The organism is Robertmurraya sp. FSL W8-0741, from assembly GCF_038004005.1.
Taxonomy (GTDB): Bacteria; Bacillota; Bacilli; order Bacillales; family Cytobacillaceae; genus Robertmurraya; species Robertmurraya siralis.
Window position 1 is genome coordinate 2,110,850 of record NZ_JBBOQG010000001.1, and the last position, 23,845, is coordinate 2,134,694.

Consider the following 23,845-nt stretch of genomic DNA (forward strand, 5'->3'; position numbering starts at 1 on the left):
TACTTGAGATTAAATATAAATAAAGATGTACTGGAATGGAAGAAAGGAGTTTTATTGTGGAAGTTTTATTTCTAGGGACGGGAGCTGGAGTTCCGGCAAAGCTGCGCAATGTTACGTCAATTGCTTTGAAATTACTTGAAGAACGAGGCTCTGTTTGGCTGTTCGATTGTGGTGAAGCAACGCAGCATCAAATTTTACATACAACTTTAAAGCCACGAAGGGTGGAAAAAATTTTTATAACCCATTTACACGGTGATCACATTTACGGCCTTCCTGGCTTTTTGGCAAGTCGCTCCTTTCAAGGGGGCGAATTGGACGTGACGGTCTATGGACCGAAGGGAATTCAAAACTTTGTGGAAACAAATCTTTCTGTCAGTCAAACCTACTTAAAGTATCCCCTTCATTTTGTTGAAGTTAGCGAGGGAATCGTGTTTGAAGACGAACAGTTTCTTGTCGAGGCACGTTTGCTGGAGCACGGAATTGCTTCTTATGGCTATCGAGTTGTAGAAAAGGATCGGCCGGGGGTTTTATTAGTCGACAAACTGAAAGAAGCTGGGATTGAGCCAGGTCCAGTCTATAAAAAGATCAAAAATGGGGAGCGCGTAACCCTTAAAGATGGGAACGTTGTGGATGGAAAAAAGTTTACAGGACCTGATATAAAGGGGAGAGTGGTGACCATATTAGGAGACACGAGGTTTTGTGGGGCAGCAAAGGAATTAGCAGAAGGTGCTGACTTGCTTATTCATGAGGCGACGTTTGCATCTGGTGAAGAAGGATTGGCCCATGAATATTTTCATTCGACTACAACGCAAGCGGCACAGATCGCAAAAGCGGCCAATGCTAAGAAATTATGTTTAACCCATATTAGCTCGAGATATGATCGCGAAGATTGGAAAATGCTTGAAGCTGAAGCGAAAAAAATTTTCGCAATGACTGAAATGGCACATGATTTTAAAGAAATTGAGATTCCGTCGGTGAAATAATAGGTTTAAGTGAACCATGTTGATGTCGCTCATAATCTGAATACCAGTGGTTATCAAAACATTAAAACATGCAGTATGCTGGTGCATCATAAAAAAGAAACGAGAAAACCGTCTTAGGCTTTAAGGCTAGACAGTTTTCTCGATTAAAAAAAACTTGCTAGGGACATAAATTTATAAAAAAGTCCAGCTTTGGTAAACTGGTAAACCATCAAAAATGGATTTCACAATAACATCTTTAATGATAAGTTTTTTCACCAAAAGAGGGGAGAAGATAAAGTACATGCGGGATGCAAAAATCAGTTCGCTCCTGCCGCAAAATGCGAATATGATACGCTGAGCAACCGAGTCTTTTGGCTTTCGATATGAAAAAGCATATCAATTACATTTGAATTGATATGCTTACTGGATAAATGAACGCCCTACCATCCACGATCATATTGTTTAGGAGGTTCGATTGCCGTTCCTAATTCTTTTGCCGCGGTTTTAGGGAAATAAGGGTCACGTAAAAGTTCACGTGCTAGGAAAATGAGATCTGCGCGATTATTTTGCAAAATTTCCTCAGCTTGAATTCCGGTTGTAATTAAACCGACTGCGCCTGTCGGGATGTCTGCTCCATGTTTAATGGCTTCTGCAAAAGGAACTTGATAACCTGGATATGCATGAATTCTTGCAGGTACAACCGCTCCAGAGCTGACATCGATCAGGTCGACTCCTTGTTCTTTCATCCACCTTGAAAGTGTGACATAATCCTCCGGTGTCATTCCATCTGGATGATAATCAGACGCTGATACTCTAACAAATAGTGGTCCATTCCAAACTTCTTTCACCGCTTCAATAACTTCCCGTAAAAAACGGTAGCGATTTTCGGCGGATCCGCCATATGGATCGGTTCGTTTGTTGGAAAGAGGGGATAAAAATTCGTTTATTAAGTATCCATGGGCAGCATGGATTTCAACCACATCAAAGCCTGCTTTTTTTGCTCTTAAAGCTCCTTGTTTAAAAGCCTCAATTACATCATGGATATCTTCTCTTGTCATTTCCTTCGGTGTTTTCATGTTTTCGTCAAAAGGAATTGCGGACGGCGCCAAAATTTCACCTTCTACAGTTGCTTTGCGGCCAGCATGTGCAAGCTGGATTCCTGTTTTGCTCCCATAGCTCTTGATTTGCTTCGTTAATCGAGATAATCCCTCAATATGATCATCACTCCAGATTCCAAGATCCTTTGATGAGATGCGTCCCTGAGGTGTTACTGCGGTTGCTTCTTGAATAATGAGTCCAACTTGCCCAACTGCTCTGCTGACATAATGGGTAATGTGAAAATCCTCGACTTTTCCATCTTCGTTTTCACTTGAATACATACACATCGGGGCCATGACGATGCGATTTTTTAAAGTCAAATCTTTAATTGAGTAAGTAGAAAATAACTTTGCTTGCAAATGGATTACCTCCTCTGTTAGATATGTTAAAAGTATAACAATGGAAAGAGAAATTCAAAAAATATATGCTTATTTTAAATTTAGGCCATTGTTCAACCATATAGTATCGTTGATAAAATGCTAAGAATGAATAATAGATTAAAACCTTTTTCTTGATTTAACCGTGCTATAATTAATAAAAAAACTTGGAGTGATTTTTAATGGAAGATACATTAAAAATAATCCTCAATGAATTAAAAGAACTCAATGAAGGTCAGCAAGAAGTCAAGGAATTTCAGCAGGAATTCAAAGAGTTTCAACAAGAATAAAAAGTATTTCAGCAAGAACTTAAGAAAGATATTTCAAGTATTAAAGATAATCTCATCAATGGTCTTGGTCCCTATTTTGAGCAGATAGGGAAACATATCGATGAGCAGAAGCAGAACTTAAAATTACATTAGAAGATCAACAACTGTTGATTGATACTCTAGCAGCTCGTTCTGTGAAGCATGAAAGCGAAATAAAAGATTTAAAACGCATACTGAGAAATCAATAAGGCTAGAAACTGTTTTTTGACACAAAAAGGAAGGCAATCATTTGCTAACTTCCTTTTCTCTTTAGCTGTTTTCGTATTAAGTGGGTAGGGAATAGCGATTGGTATTCCCAGTGCATGTCCGATAGCCAAGTTTGTTATCTTATGTCCGCTTCTCTTTTTCAAGCTCTTCCGCTAATGTAAGACCAAGTCTTTTTGATTGAGAGGTAGCTTCTTTAATACATTGAATAAAAGCTTCCTGGACTTGATGTTCTTTTAAAATTTTTAACCCTGCCTCGGTCGTACCACCAGGACTCGTTACTTCTCTTCGGAGCTGCTTTGGCGGCTTTGTCGTTCTCGAAACCATTCCAGCTGCTCCAATTAACGTTTGCACAATGAGTTTCTGTGCCAATTCTCCGTTAAGTCCGATTTCAACTGCACTTTTTTCCATTGCTTCAATTAAATAATAAATGTAAGCTGGACCACTTCCTGATAGTCCAGTGACTGCATCCAGCTGCTTTTCTTCAACATAAACGGTAAGTCCAACGGTATCAAACATTGTTTTGATTAAATTAATTTGTTCTTCTGTAGCAATGGAATTAGCAGCAAGGGCAGTTGCCGATTGTCCGATCGCAGCAGAAGTATTTGGCATTGCCCTAACGATTGAAACCGATAGCTCGGTAAGCATTTCAATACTTTTAATCGAGACTCCAGCAAGCATGGAGACGAGAAGTGTTTCATGATTTAAATAAGGTTTTATTTGCTTTACTGCTAAAGCAACATCCTTTGGCTTCATCGCTAAAAGAATGACGTTAGCATCTTGAAGCATTTCTTCAAAGTTGTATGTTGGATTTACCCCGTATAGTTTATGGAGTCGATTTAGCTTTTCTCGGTCGCTGCGGTTCGTCACCCAAATTTGTTCGCCTTTTATAAATTGTTTTTCAACCATGCCGGAAATTAAAGCCTCAGCCATCGAGCCGGCCCCGATCATTGCGATTTTTTTCATGTCATCCTCTCCTTATCTATAAAAAAACCCTTTCATCCTCTAAAGGACGAAAGGGTTGCTTCCGTGGTACCACCTTTGTTCATCTAGCACAAGCCAGATGAGCTCATATCCGTTAACGCCGGCAGACGGTTAGATTTGCTAACAGCTCGTGAGGTAGGTTCAATGGTAAGCGGATGGTGAAGCCTTTCAGCCGCTGAGCTTCACTCTCTTTTCATCATTTTCCATTTACTGGTCCTTAGTCATTGCTTTGTATAAATATTAATAGAGATTATGCAAGATCAAGAGCTTGTCTGTCAAGTATGATTATGAAAAAAATTAAATTTTATATAATATAAGCTGAATCGAATTTACCATGGTCAACCTCAAGTTAGAACAACGACATTTACTTTGTGCAAAATTGTTGGTTATAATTTGAATCTATTGTACATGATCAAATATGTGAAAATAATGACAGTTATTGAAAGTGAAGGTAAACTAATGATTGTATACGTTTATATAATGAATTATTAAGTATGGGAAAATAATGTTTAAGGAGATTAAATGATGACGGAATGGAAAGATGGTATTGCCAAATTAATTTTGCCCACTCCTTTTCCAGTTGGAGATGTGAATGTGTATGTCATTAAGGGAGACCTGTTAACATTGGTAGATGTTGGACCGAAAACAGATGAGGCTTGGCAGGCATTGAACGAACAGTTAAAAGAATTGGATCTGCAACCAGAAGATGTGGAGCAGGTTGTGCTAACCCATCATCACCCTGATCATGCAGGTCTACTCGATTATTTTTCACCTTCTCTTCCAGTATATGGACATCGATTAAATAATCGATGGTTGCAGCCAACGGAAAGCTTCTTAACTGAAAATGACCAGTTTTTTATAAAATCGTTTCGCGAATTCGGGATTCCAAAGGATTATTGGCGACTGGCAGGGGCGATAAAGAAGGAATTGAAATATTCCTGCAACCGTTTATTGACCGGCTTTCTAACAGAAGGAGATTCACCGCAAGGATTATCTGATTGGAAGGTCATTGAGACGCCAGGTCATGCTCAAAGTCATATTGGCTTATACCGGGAAAAGGATGGCTGTTACATTGGGGGTGACCACCTGTTAGCCCATGTTTCCCCTAATCCAATATTAGAACCACCAATATCAGGAAAGAGTGACCGACCGAAGCCGCTTCTTCAATATAATGCTTCTATAAAAAAATTGTTGGATATCCCGATGAATCTTGTCTATTCAGGTCATGGTGAAGACATCTTACATAAAAATGAATTGATTCATCACCGTTTAACCCAGCAGCATGAACGGGCAAAAAAGGTTAAGAAGATGCTTGAGAAAAATGCATTGACCATTTTTGAAGCATGTCAGCTCCTTTTTCCAAAAGTATATGAACGCCAGCTTTCACTCACAATGTCAGAGACCGTTGGACAGTTTGACTATTTAATGGCCGTGAAGGAAATAAGGGAAAGCAGTGAAAATGGTGTATTTCGATATTCAGTAAGTTGAGGTGTGGAAATAGTGACATTAACCAATCAAAACATCGTTATTACCGGTGCTTCTTCAGGTATTGGTGAAAAAGTAGCAAGGATGGTGGCGGAAAGGGGAGCTAGACCTATTTTGCTCGCCCGTTCAACAGAGAAGCTTGCTGAAATATGTGAACAGGTGAATGAAAGAACAACTGTTGGAGCGTTCTATTATCAGTTAGATGTTAGTAATGTTGAAGAAGTCAAAATCGTTTTTCAAAAAATTCTTCAGGAAGTAGGCCATATCGATATTCTTTTAAATAACGCTGGCTTTGGCATTTTCGAATCGCTTCAAGAAGCGAATTTTGCAGATATTGAAAAAATGTTTCGTGTGAATGTTCTTGGGTTAATCGCCTGCACGATGGAGGTTTTGCCTGTTATGATAAATGCGAACCGCGGTCATATTATTAATGTTGCTTCACAGGCAGGTAAGCTTGCTACGCCGAAGTCGAGCGGTTATGCTGCGACAAAGCATGCTGTCCTCGGTTTTACAAACAGCCTGCGGATGGAACTGTTAAAAACAAATATTTTTGTATCTGCTGTTAATCCCGGTCCAATTGAAACGAATTTTTTTAGCATTGCTGACAAATCTGGGAATTATGTGAAGAATGTAAAAAGAATGATGCTGAAATCAGATTATGTGGCCGAACAAATAATCAAATTAATGATGAATCCGAAGCGTGAATTAAATTTACCACGATGGATGAATATGGGAAGCACTCTTTATAATTTGTTTCCTAATCTAGCTGAAAAACTGACAGGGAGTATATTCGACAAAAAATAGCTTGGGAATTTCCATGCTTTGAATTGGGGTATGGTCATTGAAAGAGAGGATTTTAAAATCATTAATGAAAATAGAGGAAGACTATCATGTGAAGATTCTCTATGCGGTTGAATCGGGAAGTAGGGCGTGGGATTTTCCATCAAAAGATAGCGACTATGATGTTCGCTTTATCTACGTCCATAGAATGGAGGATTATTTAGCGATCGATCAAATGGGGATAGGAAAAAAACGAGATGTGATTGAATTGCCGATTCATAACTTATTGGATATAACAGGCTGGGAACTTACTAAAGCATTGAGATTATTTAGAAAATCAAACCCTCCATTGATGGAATGGCTTCATTCTGGAATCGTGTATTATCAAGCGTTTTCGACCATTGAGCAGATGAAGGAGCTCAGTGAAGAAATCTTTTCTCCTAATACATGTTTACATCATTATTTAAATATGGCGAGCGACAATTTTCGAAAGTATTTGCAGGGGGATGAAGTGAATATAAAGAAATATTTTAATGTCCTCCGCCCAGTTTTGGCTGCTCAATGGATTGAAAAATATAATCAATTTCCGCCTTTGGAATTTCCGCAGTTATTGGAGTCTCTTATACCTGCTGGGGAATTAAAAACAGAGATTAAAATGCTGCTGAAAAGAAAAATGAGCGGGGAAAAACCTGCTCTTGAACCAAAGATTGATATCATAGTCGATTTTTTAAATGAGGAAATCTTGCGTTTAAGTGATTATACACGAACAATCAATGTCAATTCCCCAGATTGCACACCTAAACTTGACCATATTTTCAAAAAAACTCTTAAGGAGGTCTGGAGCTAAATGAAAGAAGCTTGTTACTTTTGTTCAGCAACAAGCTTTTTCGTGTATTTCTGCTTTATGACTCCCTCTGTTTCACCACTTCCCAGTACAATGCTTGGATGAACTTTTTGATGTTTATTCGGGGAACTTGATTTTCTACTTGGTAGCCTAGCTTTAATTCATACATTTTGAGCCTTACTTGTGAAAAATCGAAAAACTTCGATGCATATTGCTCGAAAATAGGGTTGGTGTAGTCATCCAATCCGAGAGCTGCTATATGATTTAAAGAATGATGAATGGCTCTTCTTACTCTTTGTTCAGAGGCTTTGACCTCTTTTTGTAAATCTTCGCAGCCATTTCCATTCTTCTGTACGACCTTTTCAAACAATAATTTTAAAGAAGGAATGGTTGAGTACACATCGTCTTCGTTTTCAAATAATATTTCCATTATATCAATAATATCTTTATGTCCCCCGTCGGAAAGAATTCCTAACTCGGCTAGGATGCTTTGACATTCTGTTTGGAAACGAATGGACCTTTCTTTGACAACAGGCCGTTCTTCACCTTTTATCGATTGGAGAGAATCAATTTGACTTAAAGATGCCTGAAATCTGTGAATGGAATTTTCGAGAATAATTCTTTCGCTAACTTTTTTTAAAACATTAATGACTTCAAGCTTGTTAATCGGTTTCAAAATATAATAATCAATCCCGAGAGCGTAGGCTTCGCCGATTAATTCTTTAATTTCAACTTGTGAAAGCATCACAATTTTTCCTGTAAAATCAGGTGTAATAGCCCGGATGGTTTCTAGACCATCACGATGGGGCATTAGCAGGTCTATGAGAAGAATGTCCACTTTTTTTCTTGATAATAGCACTGTATCAATCTCTGAACCGTCTCTTGCTTCGCCGACAATCTCGCCAAAATGTTCATTTTCGATAATGTCAGATAAAATCATCCTTATCGAATCGTCATCATCAACAAGGAAAAATCTCATCGAAAATCACTTCCTTTCATTTTGTTGATTGGCAGAGAAATGACGAAGGTTGTGCCACTGTCTTTCTCTTGATCGACCAATTCTATCGTCCCCTCTATTTCTTCGATTACATTTTTTATATAGGTTAAACCAATTCCGTTTGATGGTTTTCCATTGCCTTCGAATTTTGTAGTAAATCCAGGTTGAAAGATTAATTTTCTATGTTTTTTCGCAATTCCTGGACCATTATCGGATACTGAAATAATTAAAAAGTCTTCATTCAGATTAACAGAAATGACAACTTCTCCTGAACCTTCAATTGCTTCAACAGCATTTGCGACAAGGTTGTTGATGATTGATAAAATCACATAGGTTCGATAGGGTGGATGACTTCCGTTAATAGATAGTCGAAAATGGATCTTTTTTTCTAAGAACAGGCTGTAATTATGATTAGAGGCTACAATGACATTGAGAATTTCTTCAATGTTCATATAATCAAGATTTGGCCCTTTATCTATTAATTTTGCCAGCCCAGAGAAAATCCGTTGATCATCTTTTTTTATTTCGTGCGTTTTTCCCGAAATAGAGAGAAGGTTTGTCGCAAATCGATGATTCTCCTTTTTTAATTCGATATATAACTCATATGATTCTCTTGTAAGATTTTCTGCATTTTGAATCGTTTTTGTCAGTTGGATCATTTCAACGTATAAATTAGAAACAAGAATCAGCATTTGTTCATTTTTTGCTCTTAGCTCAGCTTCTCCTTGCTTTGTCTTGCGCAATATAATGATATTAAAAAAGCCGAGAACAAAAAAGCTGCGAAGGATGGCAATGCTTTTAATCCACATAAAGGTACTGAATGACATTTCTTGTTGAAATATTAAATTTCGAGCCCCGATTTCGAGCATGCTGGCAGAAACCTCTGTAACGACCCCAAGTAATCCCATGATAAACGGAGCATGAAGAAACTTTTTTAGTCTTAATAAATAAAAGAAAAGTCCATATGTAAAGTAATAGAAAAAAACCGGTCCATGGAACCCCCATAGCGAAGCAATTGAACTGTCAACCATAATAGTGGTTCCGAGTTGTACCCGAAAAATAACGACTGACAGCCCCGTAAGAAACCCGGCGACTATTGGGTTAATCCTGTTCGACCATAGCAGAATAAAGAAAAAGACAGGAGTTCCCAAGCTAATCCTAATTTCCGTTTTTAAAGGATAAAAGTTGAATTCCCCTGCTATCGGAACAAGGATAATTAGCAATAAATAAGTTAAGAGTTTTCTATTCACTTCATTGATCCTTCCTTCGAGTAAAAACTCATATCGCTGTTTCTTTTCCTCTTTCATTGTAAAGGATCGTAAAAATGAATGTTCTATTAAAAATGACAAAATTATGTATATCTCGACCGGCGCTGTAACATATTGTAGATTTCTGTAGGTCGTCAATATGATGAAGATGAAGGTTATTAATAGCCTATATGAATAAATGTCATTCGAGACGGATACTTATGTGAAAATATTCACAAAAAGGTGGTGATGAAATATTTAAAGTAAAGCCATTCTTTAAATTGAATCATGATAGGAGGTAATCAATGATGCTTTGGCTCCAGTTAGTTATACTGCTCGCTTGTATTTTTATTGGGGCAAGACTGGGAGGTCTTGGACTTGGAGTTATGGGTGGTGTCGGCTTAGCTATCTTTGTATTTATTTTTGGTCTCCAACCAACTTCTGCTCCAATTGATGTCATGCTGATGATTTTAGCCGTTATAACAGCAGCCGGTACTTTGCAAGCTGCAGGCGGCATGGAGTATCTTGTCTATTTAGCTGAAAAGGCACTGCGGAAAAATCCGAAATATATCACCTATGTAGCACCAATGGTGACATATTTATTTACATTTTGTGCGGGAACTGGACATGTTGCTTACTCAGTATTACCAGTGATTGCTGAGGTTTCACGTGAAGCGGGGATACGACCAGAAAGACCTATGTCCATTGCTGTCATAGCATCCCAGCAAGCGATAACCGCTAGTCCGATTTCCGCGGCAACGGTTGCTTTGTTGGCGTTGTTAGCTGACTTTAATATTACGCTCACGGATATTTTAATGATCTGTATTCCATCAACTTTTATTGCTTGTATGATTGGAGCATTTATTGCTAGTAAAACGGGTAAAGAGCTGTCTGACGATCCGGAATATTTAAAACGATTAGAAGCGGGATTAGCGCCGATTAAAAAGGAAAAGAAAGCGTTTGTGGCAGATAAAAGCTCTAAGCTTTCTGTTGCATTATTCTTACTTGCCGCTGTTTTAGTTGTCTTCTTCGGTTCATTTGAGAATTTGCGTCCAGCTTGGGAGATTGAAGGTGAGCTGGAAAGAATGGGAATGCCTGCAACGATTGAAATCATCATGCTTACTGCAGCAGCTCTCATGATTATTTTTTGCAAAGTCAATGTTGAAAAAATTGTTTCTGGCAGTGTTTTTAAGGCAGGCGCTGCAGCAGTAGTGGCTATTTTTGGGATTGCCTGGATGGGAGATACCTTTTTCAGTGGAAATAGCGAGATGATCACAGGCTCCATTTCCGATTTAGTTACGTCTGCACCATGGTTATTTGCCGTCGCGCTATTTATCTTATCGATTCTTCTTTATAGTCAAGCTGCAACCGTTCGAACACTTATGCCTTTAGGAATTACGTTAGGGATTAATCCGGCACTGTTAATTGCTATGTTCCCAGCAGTCAATGGCTATTTCTTCATCCCGAATTATCCAACAGTTGTTGCAGCAATCAACTTTGATCGCACTGGCACAACTCGAATTGGAAAATATATTTTAAACCATAGCTTTATGATTCCTGGTTTAGTTTCAACAATTGGAGCAGTTACGATCGGTATTTTGCTAAGTTCCATATTGCTCTAGAGTTTCATGATAAGACTTCGCATTACATTGAATAGGAGTGGTATATATGTCTGATAATCTTGAAAAATTTCGCATTGAAAGGGATTTTTTAGGTGAAAAAAAAATTCCTGCTGACGCATATTACGGTGTTCAAACGCTGCGTGCCGTTGAGAATTTTCCGATTACCGGATATCGCATTGATGAAGCGTTAATAAAAGCGATGGCAATCGTGAAAAAATCAGCAGCATTAGCCAATAATGCGATTGGGCAGTTGGATGAATCGATTACAAATGCAATTTTAACCGCTGTTGATGAAATATTGGAAGGGAAACTTCATGAGCAATTTATCGTTGACCCGATTCAAGGGGGAGCAGGAACTTCTATTAATATGAATACAAATGAGGTTATTGCCAATCGTGCCTTAGAACTGTTAGGCGAGGAAAAAGGAAATTACAGCGTCATCAGTCCGAATACTCATGTTAATATGGCTCAATCAACAAACGATGCGTTTCCTACAGCCGTTCATTTAGCAATTTTAATGACTTTAGAGAATTTGCTTAATGCCATGGATGGTTTGTATAAGGAGTTTTTGCAAAAGGCAGAAGAGTTCGATGGCATGATTAAAATGGGAAGGACTCATTTGCAAGATGCGGTTCCGATTCAACTAGGCCAAGAATTTAATGCTTACGCTCAAGTGTTAAAAAGAGATATTAAGCGCATTAGCAATACTAGAGAAAGTTTATATGAGGTCAATATGGGAGCAACTGCGGTTGGCACTGGTTTAAATGCTGACCCTGAATACATTGCCACTGTAAATAGTTACCTTGCCTTTTTTAGTGGCTATCCAATTAAAGGAACGCAAAATCTTGTTGACGGTACTCAAAATACGGACTGTTATTTGGAAGTCTCATCTGCCATTAAGAACTGTATGCTCAGTATGTCAAAGATTGCGAATGATCTGAGGTTAATGGCATCTGGTCCTAGATGTGGCTTTGGCGAGATAAATCTTCCTCCACGTCAGCCAGGTTCATCAATCATGCCAGGGAAGGTAAACCCTGTTATGGCGGAGGTGCTTAATCAAAGTGCCTTCCAAATAGCCGGAAATGATCTGTCGATCAGCATGGCTTGTGAAGCGGGCCAATTTGAATTAAATGTGATGGAGCCTGTCTTAGTATTTAATTTATTGCAATCCATTAAAATTATGACCAATGTATTTACCGTTTTTCGCAAGTACTGTATTAACGGTATTACAGCCAATACATCGGTTATGGAAGAGTATGTAAATAATAGCGTGGGGATTATTACGGCAATTAATCCTCATGTCGGCTATGAGGTGGCTGCATCGATAGCAAAAGAAGCGATTAATAGTAAACGTTCGGTGCGTGAAATCGTGTTGGAAAGAGGAATATTAACTCCTGATGAATTGGACATCATCCTTGCTCCAAAGGAAATGACTCATCCAGGCATTGCTGGAAAGGAGCTTCTAGTAAAAAACAATAAAAAGAGAGATTTCGCGCATAATTAATAGAATTGCATAAGTAGAATAGGTGCTTAAATTTGGCACCTACTCTATTTCTGTAGATTGATTGAAGGAGGCATTGGAAATGGGACAAGGTCTTACTGAGAATTTTTGGAGAAAACTTCATTCGTTATCTGGAGTCATTCCAGTCGGAGTATTTTTGACCTTTCATTTATTTTTAAATTACTCGGCAACATGGGGAGAAGCATCCTATAATGCAGCTTCTAGTTTTATGATGAATCTTCCTTTCAAAATTGTTTTAGAGCTTTTTGTAATCTTCATTCCTCTGACATTTCACGCTTTTTATGGCGTTTATCTTGCTTTAAAATCCAAAAATAATGTAAATCGCTATCATTTTTTTCGAAATTGGAGTTTCTTTTTTCAACGCTTAACAGGGTTTATTGCTTTCTTTTTTGTGATTTGGCATGTTTGGGAAACAAGGGTGCAAGTTGCTTTTGGATCTGAAGCCGGTTTTAGCATGATGCATGACATCGTCTCAAATCCGATATCGTTAATTTTGTACTTAATCGGTATTGTTTCTGCGGTCTATCATTTCACGAATGGGCTTTGGACGTTCCTGATTACATGGGGAATTACTGTTTCGCCACAATCGCAGAAAACCTTTCAATATATATCTATAGGCGCTTTTATCCTTTTATCATTCATTGGGATTCGAGCCATTTTCGCTTTTGTTTAATTTAAGGCTTTGTTAAACAAGATTGTTGATTGGGCTTATTTCTTGTGAAACCTTGGTTTCACAGACCTTTAAGGATAACTGAAAGGTTCTCTGAGCAAATGAGCCCAAAATCAATAACAACATATAGCAAGGCTTAACTTCAAAGCAGGAGGTTTCTGATATGCAAAATGGAAAAGTAGCGATCGTTGGAGGCGGGTTAGCCGGTTTAATGGCAACAATAAAAATCGTGGAAGCCGGAATGAAAGTAGATTTATTTTCACTTGTTCCTGTGAAGCGTTCCCACTCTGTTTGTGCTCAAGGTGGCATTAATGGTGCTGTCAATACGAAAGGGGAAAATGATTCACCATGGGAACATTTTGATGACACTGTCTATGGTGGAGATTTTCTTGCAAACCAGCCACCTGTTAAGGCGATGTGTGAGGCTGCCCCGAAAATCATTCATATGTTTGATCGAATGGGAGTGATGTTTAATCGCACCCCGGAAGGATTGTTGGATTTTCGCAGATTTGGAGGAACACAGCATCATCGTACGGCCTATGCAGGTGCGACAACTGGTCAACAATTATTATATGCGTTGGATGAGCAAGTAAGGCGTTATGAAGTAAAAGGTCTTGTGACAAAATTTGAAGGCTGGGAATTTGTTTCAGCGATTCTTGATGAGAATGGTGTATGTCGAGGCATAACCTCACAAAATTTAAGAACGATGGAAATAAAAGCATTTTCTGCTGATGCAGTTATTGTGGCGACTGGTGGGCCAGGAATGATTTTTGGAAAATCAACCAATTCAACTATTAATACAGGTTATGCAGCAGCTCGACTCTACCTGCAGGGTGCCACTTATGCAAATGGAGAGTTTATTCAAATTCATCCTACTGCTATTCCAGGCGATGACAAAAATCGTTTAATGAGTGAATCTGCTCGTGGAGAAGGTGGTCGAGTTTGGACGTATAAAGACGGAAAGCCTTGGTACTTTTTAGAGGAAAAGTATCCTGCCTACGGGAATTTGGTTCCTAGGGATATTGCGACAAGGGAAATTTTTGACGTGTGTGTAAATCAAAAACTAGGAATTAATGGCGAAAATAAAGTCTATTTGGATCTTTCTCATATTCCTGCGCAAGAGCTTGATGTAAAACTTGGCGGGATTATGGAAATTTACGAGAAATTTATGGGAGATGATCCACGCAAAATACCGATGAAAATATTCCCTGGCGTGCATTATTCTATGGGGGGATTATGGGTCGACTTTCACCAAAAAACAAGTATTCCCGGATTGTTTGCTGCAGGTGAATGCGATTATTCTCAACATGGAGCCAACCGCCTAGGGGCTAACTCTTTATTATCGGCTGTCTATGGGGGAATGGTAGCTGGGCCTGAAGCGGTCAACTATATTCTTGCTCAAAATCGGTCGGCTCAAGAGATTCCATCATCGATATTTGAACGGCAAGTGAGGGCAGATGAAGAAAACTATCAAGCTATTTTAAAAATGGATGGATCAGAGAATGCCTATACTCTTCATAAAGAACTTGGTGAAATGATGACGGACAATGTGACCGTTGTCCGAGAGAATAAAAAACTAAAAAAAACCTATGAGAAATTACAGGAGTTCTCTGAGCGTTACCACAGAATTAATATTGAAGATACGGCAAAATGGAGCAATACAAGCGCTTCATTTGTTAGACAGCTAGAAGGAATGATTCAGTTGGCAAAAGTGATCACTCTTGGTGCATACGCTCGTAATGAAAGTCGAGGCGCCCATTACAAGCCGGAGTTTCCAGATCGAAATGATGCAGAGTGGCTCAAAACAACAATGGCGAATTATAACGAGAGCAAAAACGAACCAGAGCTGTCTTATGATGAAGTAGATATATCCTTAATTGAGCCAAGAAAAAGAGATTATACAAAAGCGAAGGGAGCGAAGTGAGATGGAAGCTAAAAAAAGCATTCGCCTCCTGATTACAAGACAAATTGATCTTCATTCACCTTCTTATGAAGAAGAATTTATTATTCCGTACCGTCCGAATATGAATATTATTTCTGCATTAATGGAAATTAGAAAAAACCCTGTCAATGCAAAGGGGGAAAAGACAACTGCTGTTGTTTGGGAAAGCGTGTGTTTGGAAGAGGTTTGTGGAAGTTGTTCAATGATCATTAATGGGAAACCGAGACAAGCATGCTCAACTTTGATCGATAAATTAGAACAGCCGATCCGGCTTGAGCCTTTAAAAACCTTTCCTGTCATACGAGATTTAATGGTCGATCGAGAAAGAATGTTTGAGGCACTGAAGAAAGTGCGGGCCTGGATTCCAATAGATGGTACATATGATCTAGGCGCCGGCCCAAGAATGCCAGAGAAAACGCGGCAGTGGGCATATGAATTATCTAAATGTATGACATGCGGCTGTTGCCTTGAAGCATGTCCAAACGTTAATCAAAAATCCTCTTTCATCGGTCCTGCCCCGTTATCCCAAGTTCGTCTTTTTAATACCCATCCTACTGGAGCGATGAACAAAGAAGAAAGATTAGCAGCTATTATGGGGACCGGCGGAATTACAGCTTGTGGAAATTCACAAAACTGTGTGGAGGTTTGTCCAAAAGGGATTCCATTGACCACGTCAATCGCTGCCCTGAATCGAGAAACAACATTGCAATCCTTTCGGAATTTTTTTGGCAGCTGAGTCGATTTTACAATGTACTAAGGCAAATTAAAAAACGAATAATTTTATATTACTTATCGTCAGAATTTAAGTTAGAAGTAACTATTTAGATAACTGAATGTTCGTTTTTAACTTGAAGCAAGCCATTATGAAATTGATTAAGCCGGGTTGACGTCACTATTTTATAAAACTATTTAACAAAAGGAAGACACCGAGTAAGGGCGGTGTCTTTTCGCCTGAAAACGATCGAGTTTGCAGTTTGTCACCTTGAAAAAGTCGGTCATTCTCAATTCAGGCTTGGCAACATACAGTAAAACCTGTAATTATTGCTGAATTCTCCACAATGTCCATCTAAGCAAAACTTTTCAGAAAAATCCGCGGGCCTAGACTGGAGAGGGAGTTTAGCTAATTTCAACTTGTAAAATTTTAGTAAAGGAAAGACTCAAAGTATCATCGTCATTCACTATTTTTAACGAACCTTCTATTGGATCAATTTTTTGAATCCAGCCCCAGAACTGTGCTGGTTCGTATTTTTCTGCATAGGTAATCGTAACTGCCCGCATCTGTTCGATTGATTTCAGAATCTCACGATTGATCTCTTCGAGTTGATCATGATCTAGTAGAGGCGGGATAAACTCTTGCTGTTTTCTCTTTTCTTCTAATAACTGTTCTTTATGCTCAGGCAGCATCATCCGACTTGATTCCCAGCGCAAATTATGTCCTTTGCTTAGTTTATTTATTTTCATTTGTTCACTCCTATTTGTAATGTCCACCTATTTTTCTGGCACGCTCAAAAGCTTGCCCTGCTTGAGTTAAAGAAGAGGCCCGAAAAATAGCCGTCCGTCCATATTTGTTCCATATGGCATCTAATGCATGATTTAAGCGCTCTCTCTCCAAATAGTTATCGAATAAATCGATTTGATAGCAGTCAGATGCTTGTAGGTTGGTTAATGAAACACCAAGGCTTCTGACTGGTTGCCGATCCCAGTGTCTTAAAAATAATTCATAGGCTGCAGTAAAAATATCCATATCAAAATTAGTAGGAACCGGCAATGTCATCTGTCTATGGAAACCAGTTGGAGCATCAAAATCAGTCCCTCTAACTCCGCATGAAACGGTAGTTCCCATATAGCCTTTATTCCTACATCTTCTAGCTACTTCAGTACAAAGCTCCAATAAAACGGTTTTGATTTCCCCTATTTCAGAATAATCTCTTGGCAATGTCATATGATGTCCGATTGCTTTTTGCTGCTCATGTGTTTTGACCGAAACAGGAGAATGGTCAATGCCATTGGCGGTTTGCCAGAGAACTTCTCCATTAATACCCCAGCGTTTTTTTAGTATTTCGACGGGAAATGTAGCTAATTCCCCAATTGTAAAGATGCCCATCCCCTGCAAATTTTTCTCCATTCTTCTTCCAACCCCAAACATCTTGCCAACCGGTAGTTTCCAAAGCTGTCCCATATTCGTTTCATCTAGCTTAAATATTCCATCTTCATTTTGTTTTGCAAAGTTATCACAAGCCATTTTGGCAAGAGCTTTGTTTTTGCCAATACCGATCCTCGCATATACTCCGACGTTATTGAAAATTTGTTGCTGCAATGCAGCTGCAATTTCGTACTCATTTCCCAATATGTTCAAGCTTCCAGAGACATCCAAAAATTGCTCATCAACTGAAAATGGCTCAATTAAATCGGTAAATTGCTCCATGATCCGGCTAATCGCCACTGAGACATTTATATAGGTTTGCATATGCGGTTTAACGACAACTAGTTGAGGGCATTTTATTTGAGCTTGCCACAAAAGTTCAGCAGTCTTAATTCCAAAGCTCTTGGCAATTGGACATGCTGCGAGAATAATTCCCGACCTTCTTTCAGGATCTCCGGCTACTACTAGAGGTTTATGCTGATAATCTATATTTCTAACCTTTTCCACAGAAGCATAAAACGATTGAATATCTACAAGGAAAATCACTTTATCCTTCATGCTGATATCTTCCTTTCTCCAAAAGGGAACATATATTCGTATTCATTATATGCGAATATATGTTTGTGTAATACTGGTAAATATTTCTGGGTGGTAAAAAGAATTCTTTTGAGTATTAACAAGAAAAGTAAACATTTGTGAAGAGAAAAAGAGTGACAGTTTTAGATTGGTATCATGAAAATGGTTAGGCAATAGGATTCGGGAAGAAATAATGGAGCAGATGCCATATTCTTGAGTCGGCAGTAGATATAGTAAAAACAGTGATAAATCGATATTTGAAATTCATTAATAATGTAAAATGATTTAAAGGTAGTTCAAGGAGGTTTTATACTCATGTTTGTAGAAATTTTTAACTACGAATTAGAAGGGTTGAAAAAGAATGCAGAAGTGAGTGAGATAAAAGAAAAGGGGGATGGGGTTTGAAGCCTATAAAAGTTTATCATTATGATGCATTTAGCAAAGAGCCTAATAAGGGGAATCCTGCAGGAGTTGTTTTGAACGGAGATGAGTTAACTGAAGAGGAAATGCAGGAGATTGCTTTAAAAGTAGGTTTTAATGAGACGGCTTTTCCAGTTGAATCGGAAGTAGCTGATTTGAGAATACGTTTTTTTACTCCTGGTCATGAAATGAATCTTTGCGGTCATGCCACGATGGCAACGGTTTATGCGTTAAAAACGAAAGGATTGTTAGGGGATAAAACGGATCTAACAATTGAAACAAGAGCTGGAATATTGCCTGTAACGATAACCGGAAGTGACCAATTTATAACGATGAAACAAGCTCAACCAAAATTTGAAAGCTTTAATGGTTCAAAAAAAGAACTAGCAGACTCAATCGGATTGGAAGAATCTGATATCGAAGACAATTTACCAATAGTATATGGAAGTACAGGTACGTGGACATTATTAATACCAATAAAAAAATTAGAGGCATTTAAAAAAATGCGCCCTAATAATCATATGTTCCCTTCTATTTTAAAGGAAATACCCACAGCATCTGTGCACCCATTCTGTATGGAAACCTTTGATTCCAATGCCAATATGCATGCTCGACATTTTTCTTCACCGTATTCAGGTACTGTCGAGGATGCAGTAACGGGTACAGCTTCAGGAGTGATGGGAGCTTTTTATGCGACATACATTAATCATCATTTTAAAAAATCTTTGCACCTTATTGTTGAGCAAGGTCATGAAATTGAAAAAGATGGTCGAGTTATGGTCCGCATTTTAAAAAATAATGAATCTTTAGATGTTGAAATTACTGGAAATGCCGTGTATGTAAAGGATTTTGACATTTTGTTAGAAGAAGCAAAGCCCATTTAGTAAAGTGATTCTTTTCAATCGCAAACAGGCGTATCTGATAATGTTACTGTCCAATGAGAAATAGATTGATTAAAAAGCTTATACAATATAGCAAGTGGAGAACCATTTTCTTCACTTGCTTTTTTGAACAAATCCGCAATAAATCGTAAAAACGCGCACATATCTTCAAAATCTGCGCAATAAACGTAAAGCTAATCAGAATATCTTCAGTGGGGCTCAACATGGACATGTACTTCATAGACTCCATAACCATCCATCAAAACGTCTTCAATTGCGGTTGCAATATCATGAGCTTGCTTGATATCTAAGGTTGAATTGACGAGAATGACCACATCGATCACTTCGTTATTACCGTAATTCCTTCCTTTAATTTCTTTTATTCCTTTAACACCAAAAATGCTTGAAATTACCTTTTGATACATGACGAGCTTAGTTTCATCAAATCCATCAGAAAGTTCATGGGCAGCCTGCTTAAAAATATCCCAAGCTGTTTTACAAATTAACAGCCCTACGATCACAGCGGTTAATACGTCCAACCAGGGCATATTTAATTGAGAAGCAAATATCCCGATTGCTGTTCCGATACTTACCCATGCATCAGAGATGTTATCCTTTGCAGCGGCCATCACGGCTTTACTGTTGATTTTTAGCGCTAAATTTTTATTGTAACGATAAACAAAATACATGGCTATTGCACTAACAACACCAGTGTAAGCAGCGATAATGTCGGGCGCTTCCTTGCTGCCCTCAAATAAAGATGATCCGGCATCAATCAGCACTTGTATCCCAACGGCTAACATAATAAAGGAGGCTGTCATCGAGGCGATCGTTTCGCTTTTCCAATGGCCGTAACGATGGTTTTTATCAGGTGGCTTGCGCGCCAGTTTTAGCCCAATAAGGACAGCAAGTGATGCAATAATATCGGTTGTATTATTGAGGCCGTCTGCTTTTAAAGCAGCAGAATCGCTCATATGGCCGACAAGTAATTTTATGATAGACAGAACAATATAAGCAAAAATACTAAGAATTGCTCCCCGTTCGCCTAGTTTGAGGTTGTGATATTTTTCAGTATTCATTCTTCGAACTCTCCTATATTTAACATATTACTAGGATAACAACAACTAAATGGGTGGGTCTATAGCAATCTTATTGTGCCATTCTATATAAATAGGGAAAGCGAAAAAATGTTTCGTTAAGGAAATTTGGGTTCTGCTAAAAGTATATTTCATAGTATTTCCCAATTTAAATGATGCGAGAACGTGAGGTGTGGAAGAAGAGAGTAGTTATGCTACAATATCAGCAGATGGAGGGGATGATAGAATGGAAATTACCATTACAGACATTGCAGCGAAGAAGATTGAGGAAAAGACTGGAGAGCAAAAGGGTTTTCTTAAGCTGAAATATGATACAGAAGGGTGCGGTTGTGTCGTAAGTGGGGTCACAGCCCTCTGGCTAGTTAACGAAATTGATGAAGATGACCGGGCGATTGAAACGACTATTGGTTCGATCTATGTAGAAAAATCAAAAGAGGTATTTTTAAACGAAAATCTTAAAATTGACTTTTCTTCAAGTTCCAATAGCTTTCAGCTAAAAAGTCCGAATGAAATTTTGAACCCGAGAATGAGTTTTGTCAATAAAATAAATTAACGATATAGTAAATGGCTGGCATTGATACATCATCAGTCTATGCCAGCCATTTGTTTATTTCTATTGTCTTTTACAACTACATAATCCGCTAAAAACTCATCTACTACTTTTGCATAGTCCTCTTTATTTTCATTCAATGATTGGGCATGGACTCCGTTTTCAGCAATAAATAACTTTTTTGGTCCTTGTTTCTGTTCATAGAGAGCCTCAGTCATCGTCGGCAGGATAAAATCATCTTCCTTACTATGGATAAAAAGGATGGGTTTCTTAATATGATCAATAACAGAAATAGGGGAAACATCCTTTAAAGAGTATTTTTGGCGCATTTTAATAAAGAGGTCGGCTACGGGTAACAGCATCTTAGCTGGCAGCTTCAATTCTGTTTTTAGGCGATAAGCGAGTTGTTCTTGAAAATCAGAAAAGGGGCAATCAGCAATATAAAAGTCAGCCGCGTCTTCAATCATACCTGCGTAAAGAAGCATGGTGGCAGCCCCCATAGATTCGCCATGAATTCCCAAGAGAAAATCCGGTCCTCGATCTAGCCGCAACCAATCGACAATCGCCTTTAAATCAAATTTCTCGTAATAGCCATAACTCGTTGTTTTGCCGCCAGATTCTCCATGGCGCCTATGATCATAGATCACGGCATTAAAGCCTCTTTCTAAAAAAAGATTCATATACTTAATGGAGTTAAATTTATTTTCTGTTACACCGTGACAAAAGATCATGTATTTATTTGTTTGATGGGGTTCAACAACAATCGCCTTTAAGTGATAGCCAAAGTTGGAAGCGATCAAAATTTCTCGCTTTGGCAATTGCTCAAAAGAAGTGGTATTCAATCTTCCAGCAGATTTTTCACGGTCAATGATAAAATCATCATCCTTCTTTTTCATGTACATAATCCGGTTGGAAAAATACAGGCCAACAGTCAAAAAGGCAAAAAGAAATGACAAAATGAGACGAAGCGCTTTCCTCATGACGATTCCTCCAAAAAAATCATTGAGTTAAATTTATCATTACACATTTTAAGTTAAAAAACGAGTTTTGGCTTGCGGTTTACAGAATTTTAACTTAGGTTGGCAGCAGATTCATGCTAAAAATTAATATAGCCGAAATTAAAGTTAAAATTCTCCGATTAGAATTCGTTTTCTCTTTCGTTCGATTAAGCAAAGTATGGCACCGATTACGGTCTTAAAGACCAGGGAGAAACAGTGCCAATTATTTTTCGTTCAGATGAAGAGGCAAGAAGAGCATTAATCACACCTTCGCAAATTTCCCGATTGGTCAGCCATCTAGAAAAGCTGGCTTCAATCATAAAACCCAAAATAATTTCCTGATAGTGAATGTGTGGGCATTCTTTTATGTATGTATTCCTGTCGTCATCCTTTCTTTCCGGATTGGCAAAGGCACTTCCATACAATTGCACATAGCGGCTGCCTGGTGAGGTATGCGCCTGTAATTGTAATAAGGCTGCAGGGGTATGTGGGGCAGTGCTATGTATCCAATTAACTGACACGAAAAATGGTCCAAAATGGGAAATAGATTGGGAAATTCTACGAATGAAATCATCGGTTTGAGTATAATCAATAGCTATGGGATGAACGGTTCCAGGAAGGTTTCTAAATGCAAAGCTTAAGCTTTGCAACTTCTCTTTATTCCTAGCTACGACGGAAACCGTATTGCCTTGCTCGACAAAGTAGCGAACAACACCTTTAAGCATACCCGTTCCACCAGTAACTAAAACATGTTTTTCTTCACTCATGTGCACTCATCCTTCCTTTTGTAATATTCGTAGTATTTTCATTTTAGGATAATGATGAAATCGAATCAAAGGAAAAAGGAATTTAGTCAGAATGAGCGAAGTTGGTTATGAATGCCCATTTGGCATGGGAGCACGTAGGCTAGGGGTTAAAACAACTGAACATGATACAGAGATAATTAGTGGAAAAACAAAGTTAAACGATTGTCCACGAAGGATAGGGATGACTACATGACGGGGAGAGACTGGCAGAAAACCAAGTCTCTCCACTACATTATTGTTTAGAATTCTGCCTTTTTGTTGGATGAATAGCTTGTTCTAACTCTTCGGCAGCTATGTTTTGTTTCACATTCTCAGCATGAGGCTGTCCTTTTTGAATGTTTCCTTTTTCACGCTTTTGGCTCATATTCGTTTCCTCCTTTTCGATAAACCCTCATCCATAGAATGAGTTAAATAAGAGGAGCTTATACGTTCAGTGATAGTGAACAAAAGCTTACAACGGAAATAGAATGGGATAGGTGCTATAATGGATTTTACCACTTCATAAAAGATTAGACCGCAAGAAATAATCTTTTATGAAGTGGCCATCAAATGAAAACATTTTAGGTGTTTTTTTAAAAGTAAAATTAGACACTTTCTTAACAAACACCGAAGGGTTCATGAACCGAAAAAATTCTCCATTTTTTTAATTCACTACTTTATAAATTGTGTTAGATATATATAAAGATACACCGTATGAATCTGCAACATCTCTAAATTTTGTAATATAACCTCCTTGAACGACTCCATTTATTTTATAGTTACCAGAAACATTACCTAAATAGGTTGCTGTTGAACCACTACTATTATAAACACCTGCACCGCTATCACCAGGCAAAGACCAGTCAGTACCTGCTACTTTGGCAATATTAAAAGTGTAAGTCTGCTCTGGATATTTAACAGTCGTATTGGCGTTTGTCACAGCACCACATGTATAATCTGATGTAATTCCAGACTTACACGCATATTGACCAGTGTAAACATTTGACAATGAAGTAATACTTGCGTCATAAGTATTGACAGAATTATAACGTTTTAGTTTATTTGTAGCATATCGCCCACCAGTTAATGTACTATCAGTGGTAATTCGAACTAATCCAATATCTAATCCTCTACCACGACCATCGGCGTGTTGTCTTCCAATATTAGTAGAATATTGTCTTACTAAAGCACCTCTCGTTGCAGATGTTTCAGCAATTCCAAAACAATGCCCAGCTGTCGAGATAAAGTAATTCCCATCTTTATAGAAAATTGCACCAGTTGAGCATGAAGAACCACTGGACATTCTAATGCCAAGCCCTGAAACTTGTTGAT

General features: G+C 38.3%; 22 protein-coding genes. 11 read left to right on the forward strand and 11 right to left on the reverse strand.

Going from position 1 to position 23,845, the window contains the following annotated elements:
* The first annotated feature begins 56 nt into the window (after positions 1-56).
* The gene (gene rnz, locus NST02_RS10165; RefSeq protein ID WP_137743204.1) at positions 57-983 is read left to right on the forward strand and encodes a ribonuclease Z; all 927 of its coding nucleotides are present in this window, start codon (positions 57-59) and stop codon (positions 981-983) included.
* 419 nt (positions 984-1,402) lie between these two features.
* Here rnz and namA read toward each other — a convergent pair whose 3' ends face one another.
* Positions 1,403-2,419 carry an NADPH dehydrogenase NamA gene (gene namA, locus NST02_RS10170; RefSeq protein ID WP_095306666.1) on the reverse strand — a complete coding sequence of 339 codons (1,017 nt, stop codon included), beginning with the start codon at positions 2,417-2,419 and terminating at the stop codon, positions 1,403-1,405.
* A gap of 674 nt (positions 2,420-3,093) precedes the next feature.
* A complete protein-coding gene (proC, locus tag NST02_RS10175) occupies positions 3,094-3,936 on the reverse strand; it encodes a pyrroline-5-carboxylate reductase (protein WP_137743205.1) in 843 nt (280 codons plus the stop codon).
* Between the two features lie 543 nt (positions 3,937-4,479).
* Between proC and NST02_RS10180 the strand changes: the two genes are divergently transcribed.
* The 3 genes from NST02_RS10180 to NST02_RS10190 are packed head-to-tail and all read left to right on the forward strand — an operon-like array spanning position 4,480 to position 7,066.
* Entirely contained in the window at positions 4,480-5,442 is a 963-nt protein-coding gene (locus NST02_RS10180) for an MBL fold metallo-hydrolase (RefSeq protein WP_095306664.1), read from the forward strand.
* Between the two features lie 9 nt (positions 5,443-5,451).
* Positions 5,452-6,243 carry an SDR family NAD(P)-dependent oxidoreductase gene (locus NST02_RS10185; RefSeq protein ID WP_373315032.1) on the forward strand — a complete coding sequence of 264 codons (792 nt, stop codon included), beginning with the start codon at positions 5,452-5,454 and terminating at the stop codon, positions 6,241-6,243.
* Between the two features lie 37 nt (positions 6,244-6,280).
* Positions 6,281-7,066 (forward strand): nucleotidyltransferase domain-containing protein, encoded by a 786-nt coding sequence (locus tag NST02_RS10190; protein ID WP_095306662.1) that lies wholly within the window; start codon positions 6,281-6,283, stop codon positions 7,064-7,066.
* Positions 7,067-7,121: 55 nt separating this feature from the next.
* Here the strand turns inward: NST02_RS10190 and NST02_RS10195 are convergent, their stop codons facing one another.
* Positions 7,122-8,042, reverse strand: coding sequence for a response regulator (locus tag NST02_RS10195; protein WP_095306661.1), 921 nt, complete (start codon positions 8,040-8,042; stop codon positions 7,122-7,124).
* Positions 8,039-9,310 (reverse strand): sensor histidine kinase, encoded by a 1,272-nt coding sequence (locus NST02_RS10200; RefSeq protein ID WP_340948911.1) that lies wholly within the window; start codon positions 9,308-9,310, stop codon positions 8,039-8,041. Before NST02_RS10200 ends, NST02_RS10195 begins: the two co-directional genes overlap by 4 nt.
* Before the next feature lie 305 nt (positions 9,311-9,615).
* Between NST02_RS10200 and NST02_RS10205 the strand changes: the two genes are divergently transcribed.
* The 5 genes from NST02_RS10205 (at position 9,616) to sdhB (ending at position 15,799) form a co-directional block, all read left to right on the forward strand.
* Positions 9,616-10,929, forward strand: coding sequence for an anaerobic C4-dicarboxylate transporter family protein (locus NST02_RS10205; RefSeq protein ID WP_095306719.1), 1,314 nt, complete (start codon positions 9,616-9,618; stop codon positions 10,927-10,929).
* 46 nt (positions 10,930-10,975) lie between these two features.
* Entirely contained in the window at positions 10,976-12,433 is a 1,458-nt protein-coding gene (gene aspA / locus NST02_RS10210) for an aspartate ammonia-lyase (protein ID WP_137743208.1), read from the forward strand.
* 79 nt (positions 12,434-12,512) lie between these two features.
* Positions 12,513-13,124: a succinate dehydrogenase cytochrome b558 subunit gene (locus NST02_RS10215; RefSeq protein ID WP_095306659.1), complete on the forward strand. Its 612-nt coding sequence runs from the start codon at positions 12,513-12,515 to the stop codon at positions 13,122-13,124.
* A gap of 160 nt (positions 13,125-13,284) precedes the next feature.
* A complete protein-coding gene (sdhA, locus tag NST02_RS10220; RefSeq protein WP_095306658.1) occupies positions 13,285-15,045 on the forward strand; it encodes a succinate dehydrogenase flavoprotein subunit in 1,761 nt (586 codons plus the stop codon).
* A gap of 1 nt (position 15,046) precedes the next feature.
* Positions 15,047-15,799: a succinate dehydrogenase iron-sulfur subunit gene (sdhB, locus tag NST02_RS10225; RefSeq protein ID WP_095306657.1), complete on the forward strand. Its 753-nt coding sequence runs from the start codon at positions 15,047-15,049 to the stop codon at positions 15,797-15,799.
* A gap of 380 nt (positions 15,800-16,179) precedes the next feature.
* On the opposite strand, the gene NST02_RS10230 is transcribed toward sdhB, so the two are convergent.
* Positions 16,180-16,524: a YolD-like family protein gene (locus NST02_RS10230; RefSeq protein WP_095306656.1), complete on the reverse strand. Its 345-nt coding sequence runs from the start codon at positions 16,522-16,524 to the stop codon at positions 16,180-16,182.
* Positions 16,525-16,534: 10 nt separating this feature from the next.
* The gene (locus NST02_RS10235) at positions 16,535-17,764 is read right to left on the reverse strand and encodes a DNA polymerase IV (RefSeq protein WP_095306655.1); all 1,230 of its coding nucleotides are present in this window, start codon (positions 17,762-17,764) and stop codon (positions 16,535-16,537) included.
* A 419-nt stretch (positions 17,765-18,183) separates the two neighbouring features.
* On the opposite strand from NST02_RS10235, the gene NST02_RS10240 reads away from it, so the two are divergent.
* Positions 18,184-19,086 (forward strand): PhzF family phenazine biosynthesis protein, encoded by a 903-nt coding sequence (locus NST02_RS10240; RefSeq protein WP_095306654.1) that lies wholly within the window; start codon positions 18,184-18,186, stop codon positions 19,084-19,086.
* A 206-nt stretch (positions 19,087-19,292) separates the two neighbouring features.
* Here NST02_RS10240 and NST02_RS10245 read toward each other — a convergent pair whose 3' ends face one another.
* Positions 19,293-20,162 (reverse strand): cation diffusion facilitator family transporter, encoded by an 870-nt coding sequence (locus NST02_RS10245; RefSeq protein ID WP_095306653.1) that lies wholly within the window; start codon positions 20,160-20,162, stop codon positions 19,293-19,295.
* 244 nt (positions 20,163-20,406) lie between these two features.
* Here NST02_RS10245 and NST02_RS10250 point away from each other — a divergent pair, with 244 nt between their 5' ends.
* Positions 20,407-20,733, forward strand: coding sequence for an iron-sulfur cluster biosynthesis family protein (locus NST02_RS10250; RefSeq protein ID WP_340948913.1), 327 nt, complete (start codon positions 20,407-20,409; stop codon positions 20,731-20,733).
* Positions 20,734-20,765: 32 nt separating this feature from the next.
* Here NST02_RS10250 and NST02_RS10255 read toward each other — a convergent pair whose 3' ends face one another.
* From NST02_RS10255 to NST02_RS10270, 4 genes are all read right to left on the reverse strand, one after another.
* Positions 20,766-21,710, reverse strand: a complete 945-nt coding sequence (locus NST02_RS10255) for an alpha/beta hydrolase (RefSeq protein WP_095306651.1) — start codon at positions 21,708-21,710, stop codon at positions 20,766-20,768.
* A gap of 206 nt (positions 21,711-21,916) precedes the next feature.
* A complete protein-coding gene (locus NST02_RS10260) occupies positions 21,917-22,495 on the reverse strand; it encodes an SDR family NAD(P)-dependent oxidoreductase (RefSeq protein ID WP_095306650.1) in 579 nt (192 codons plus the stop codon).
* Between the two features lie 271 nt (positions 22,496-22,766).
* Entirely contained in the window at positions 22,767-22,898 is a 132-nt protein-coding gene (locus NST02_RS10265) for a hypothetical protein (protein WP_268951569.1), read from the reverse strand.
* Between the two features lie 279 nt (positions 22,899-23,177).
* A complete protein-coding gene (locus NST02_RS10270; protein WP_137743210.1) occupies positions 23,178-23,816 on the reverse strand; it encodes a hypothetical protein in 639 nt (212 codons plus the stop codon).
* Between the last annotated feature and the right edge of the window lie 29 nt (positions 23,817-23,845).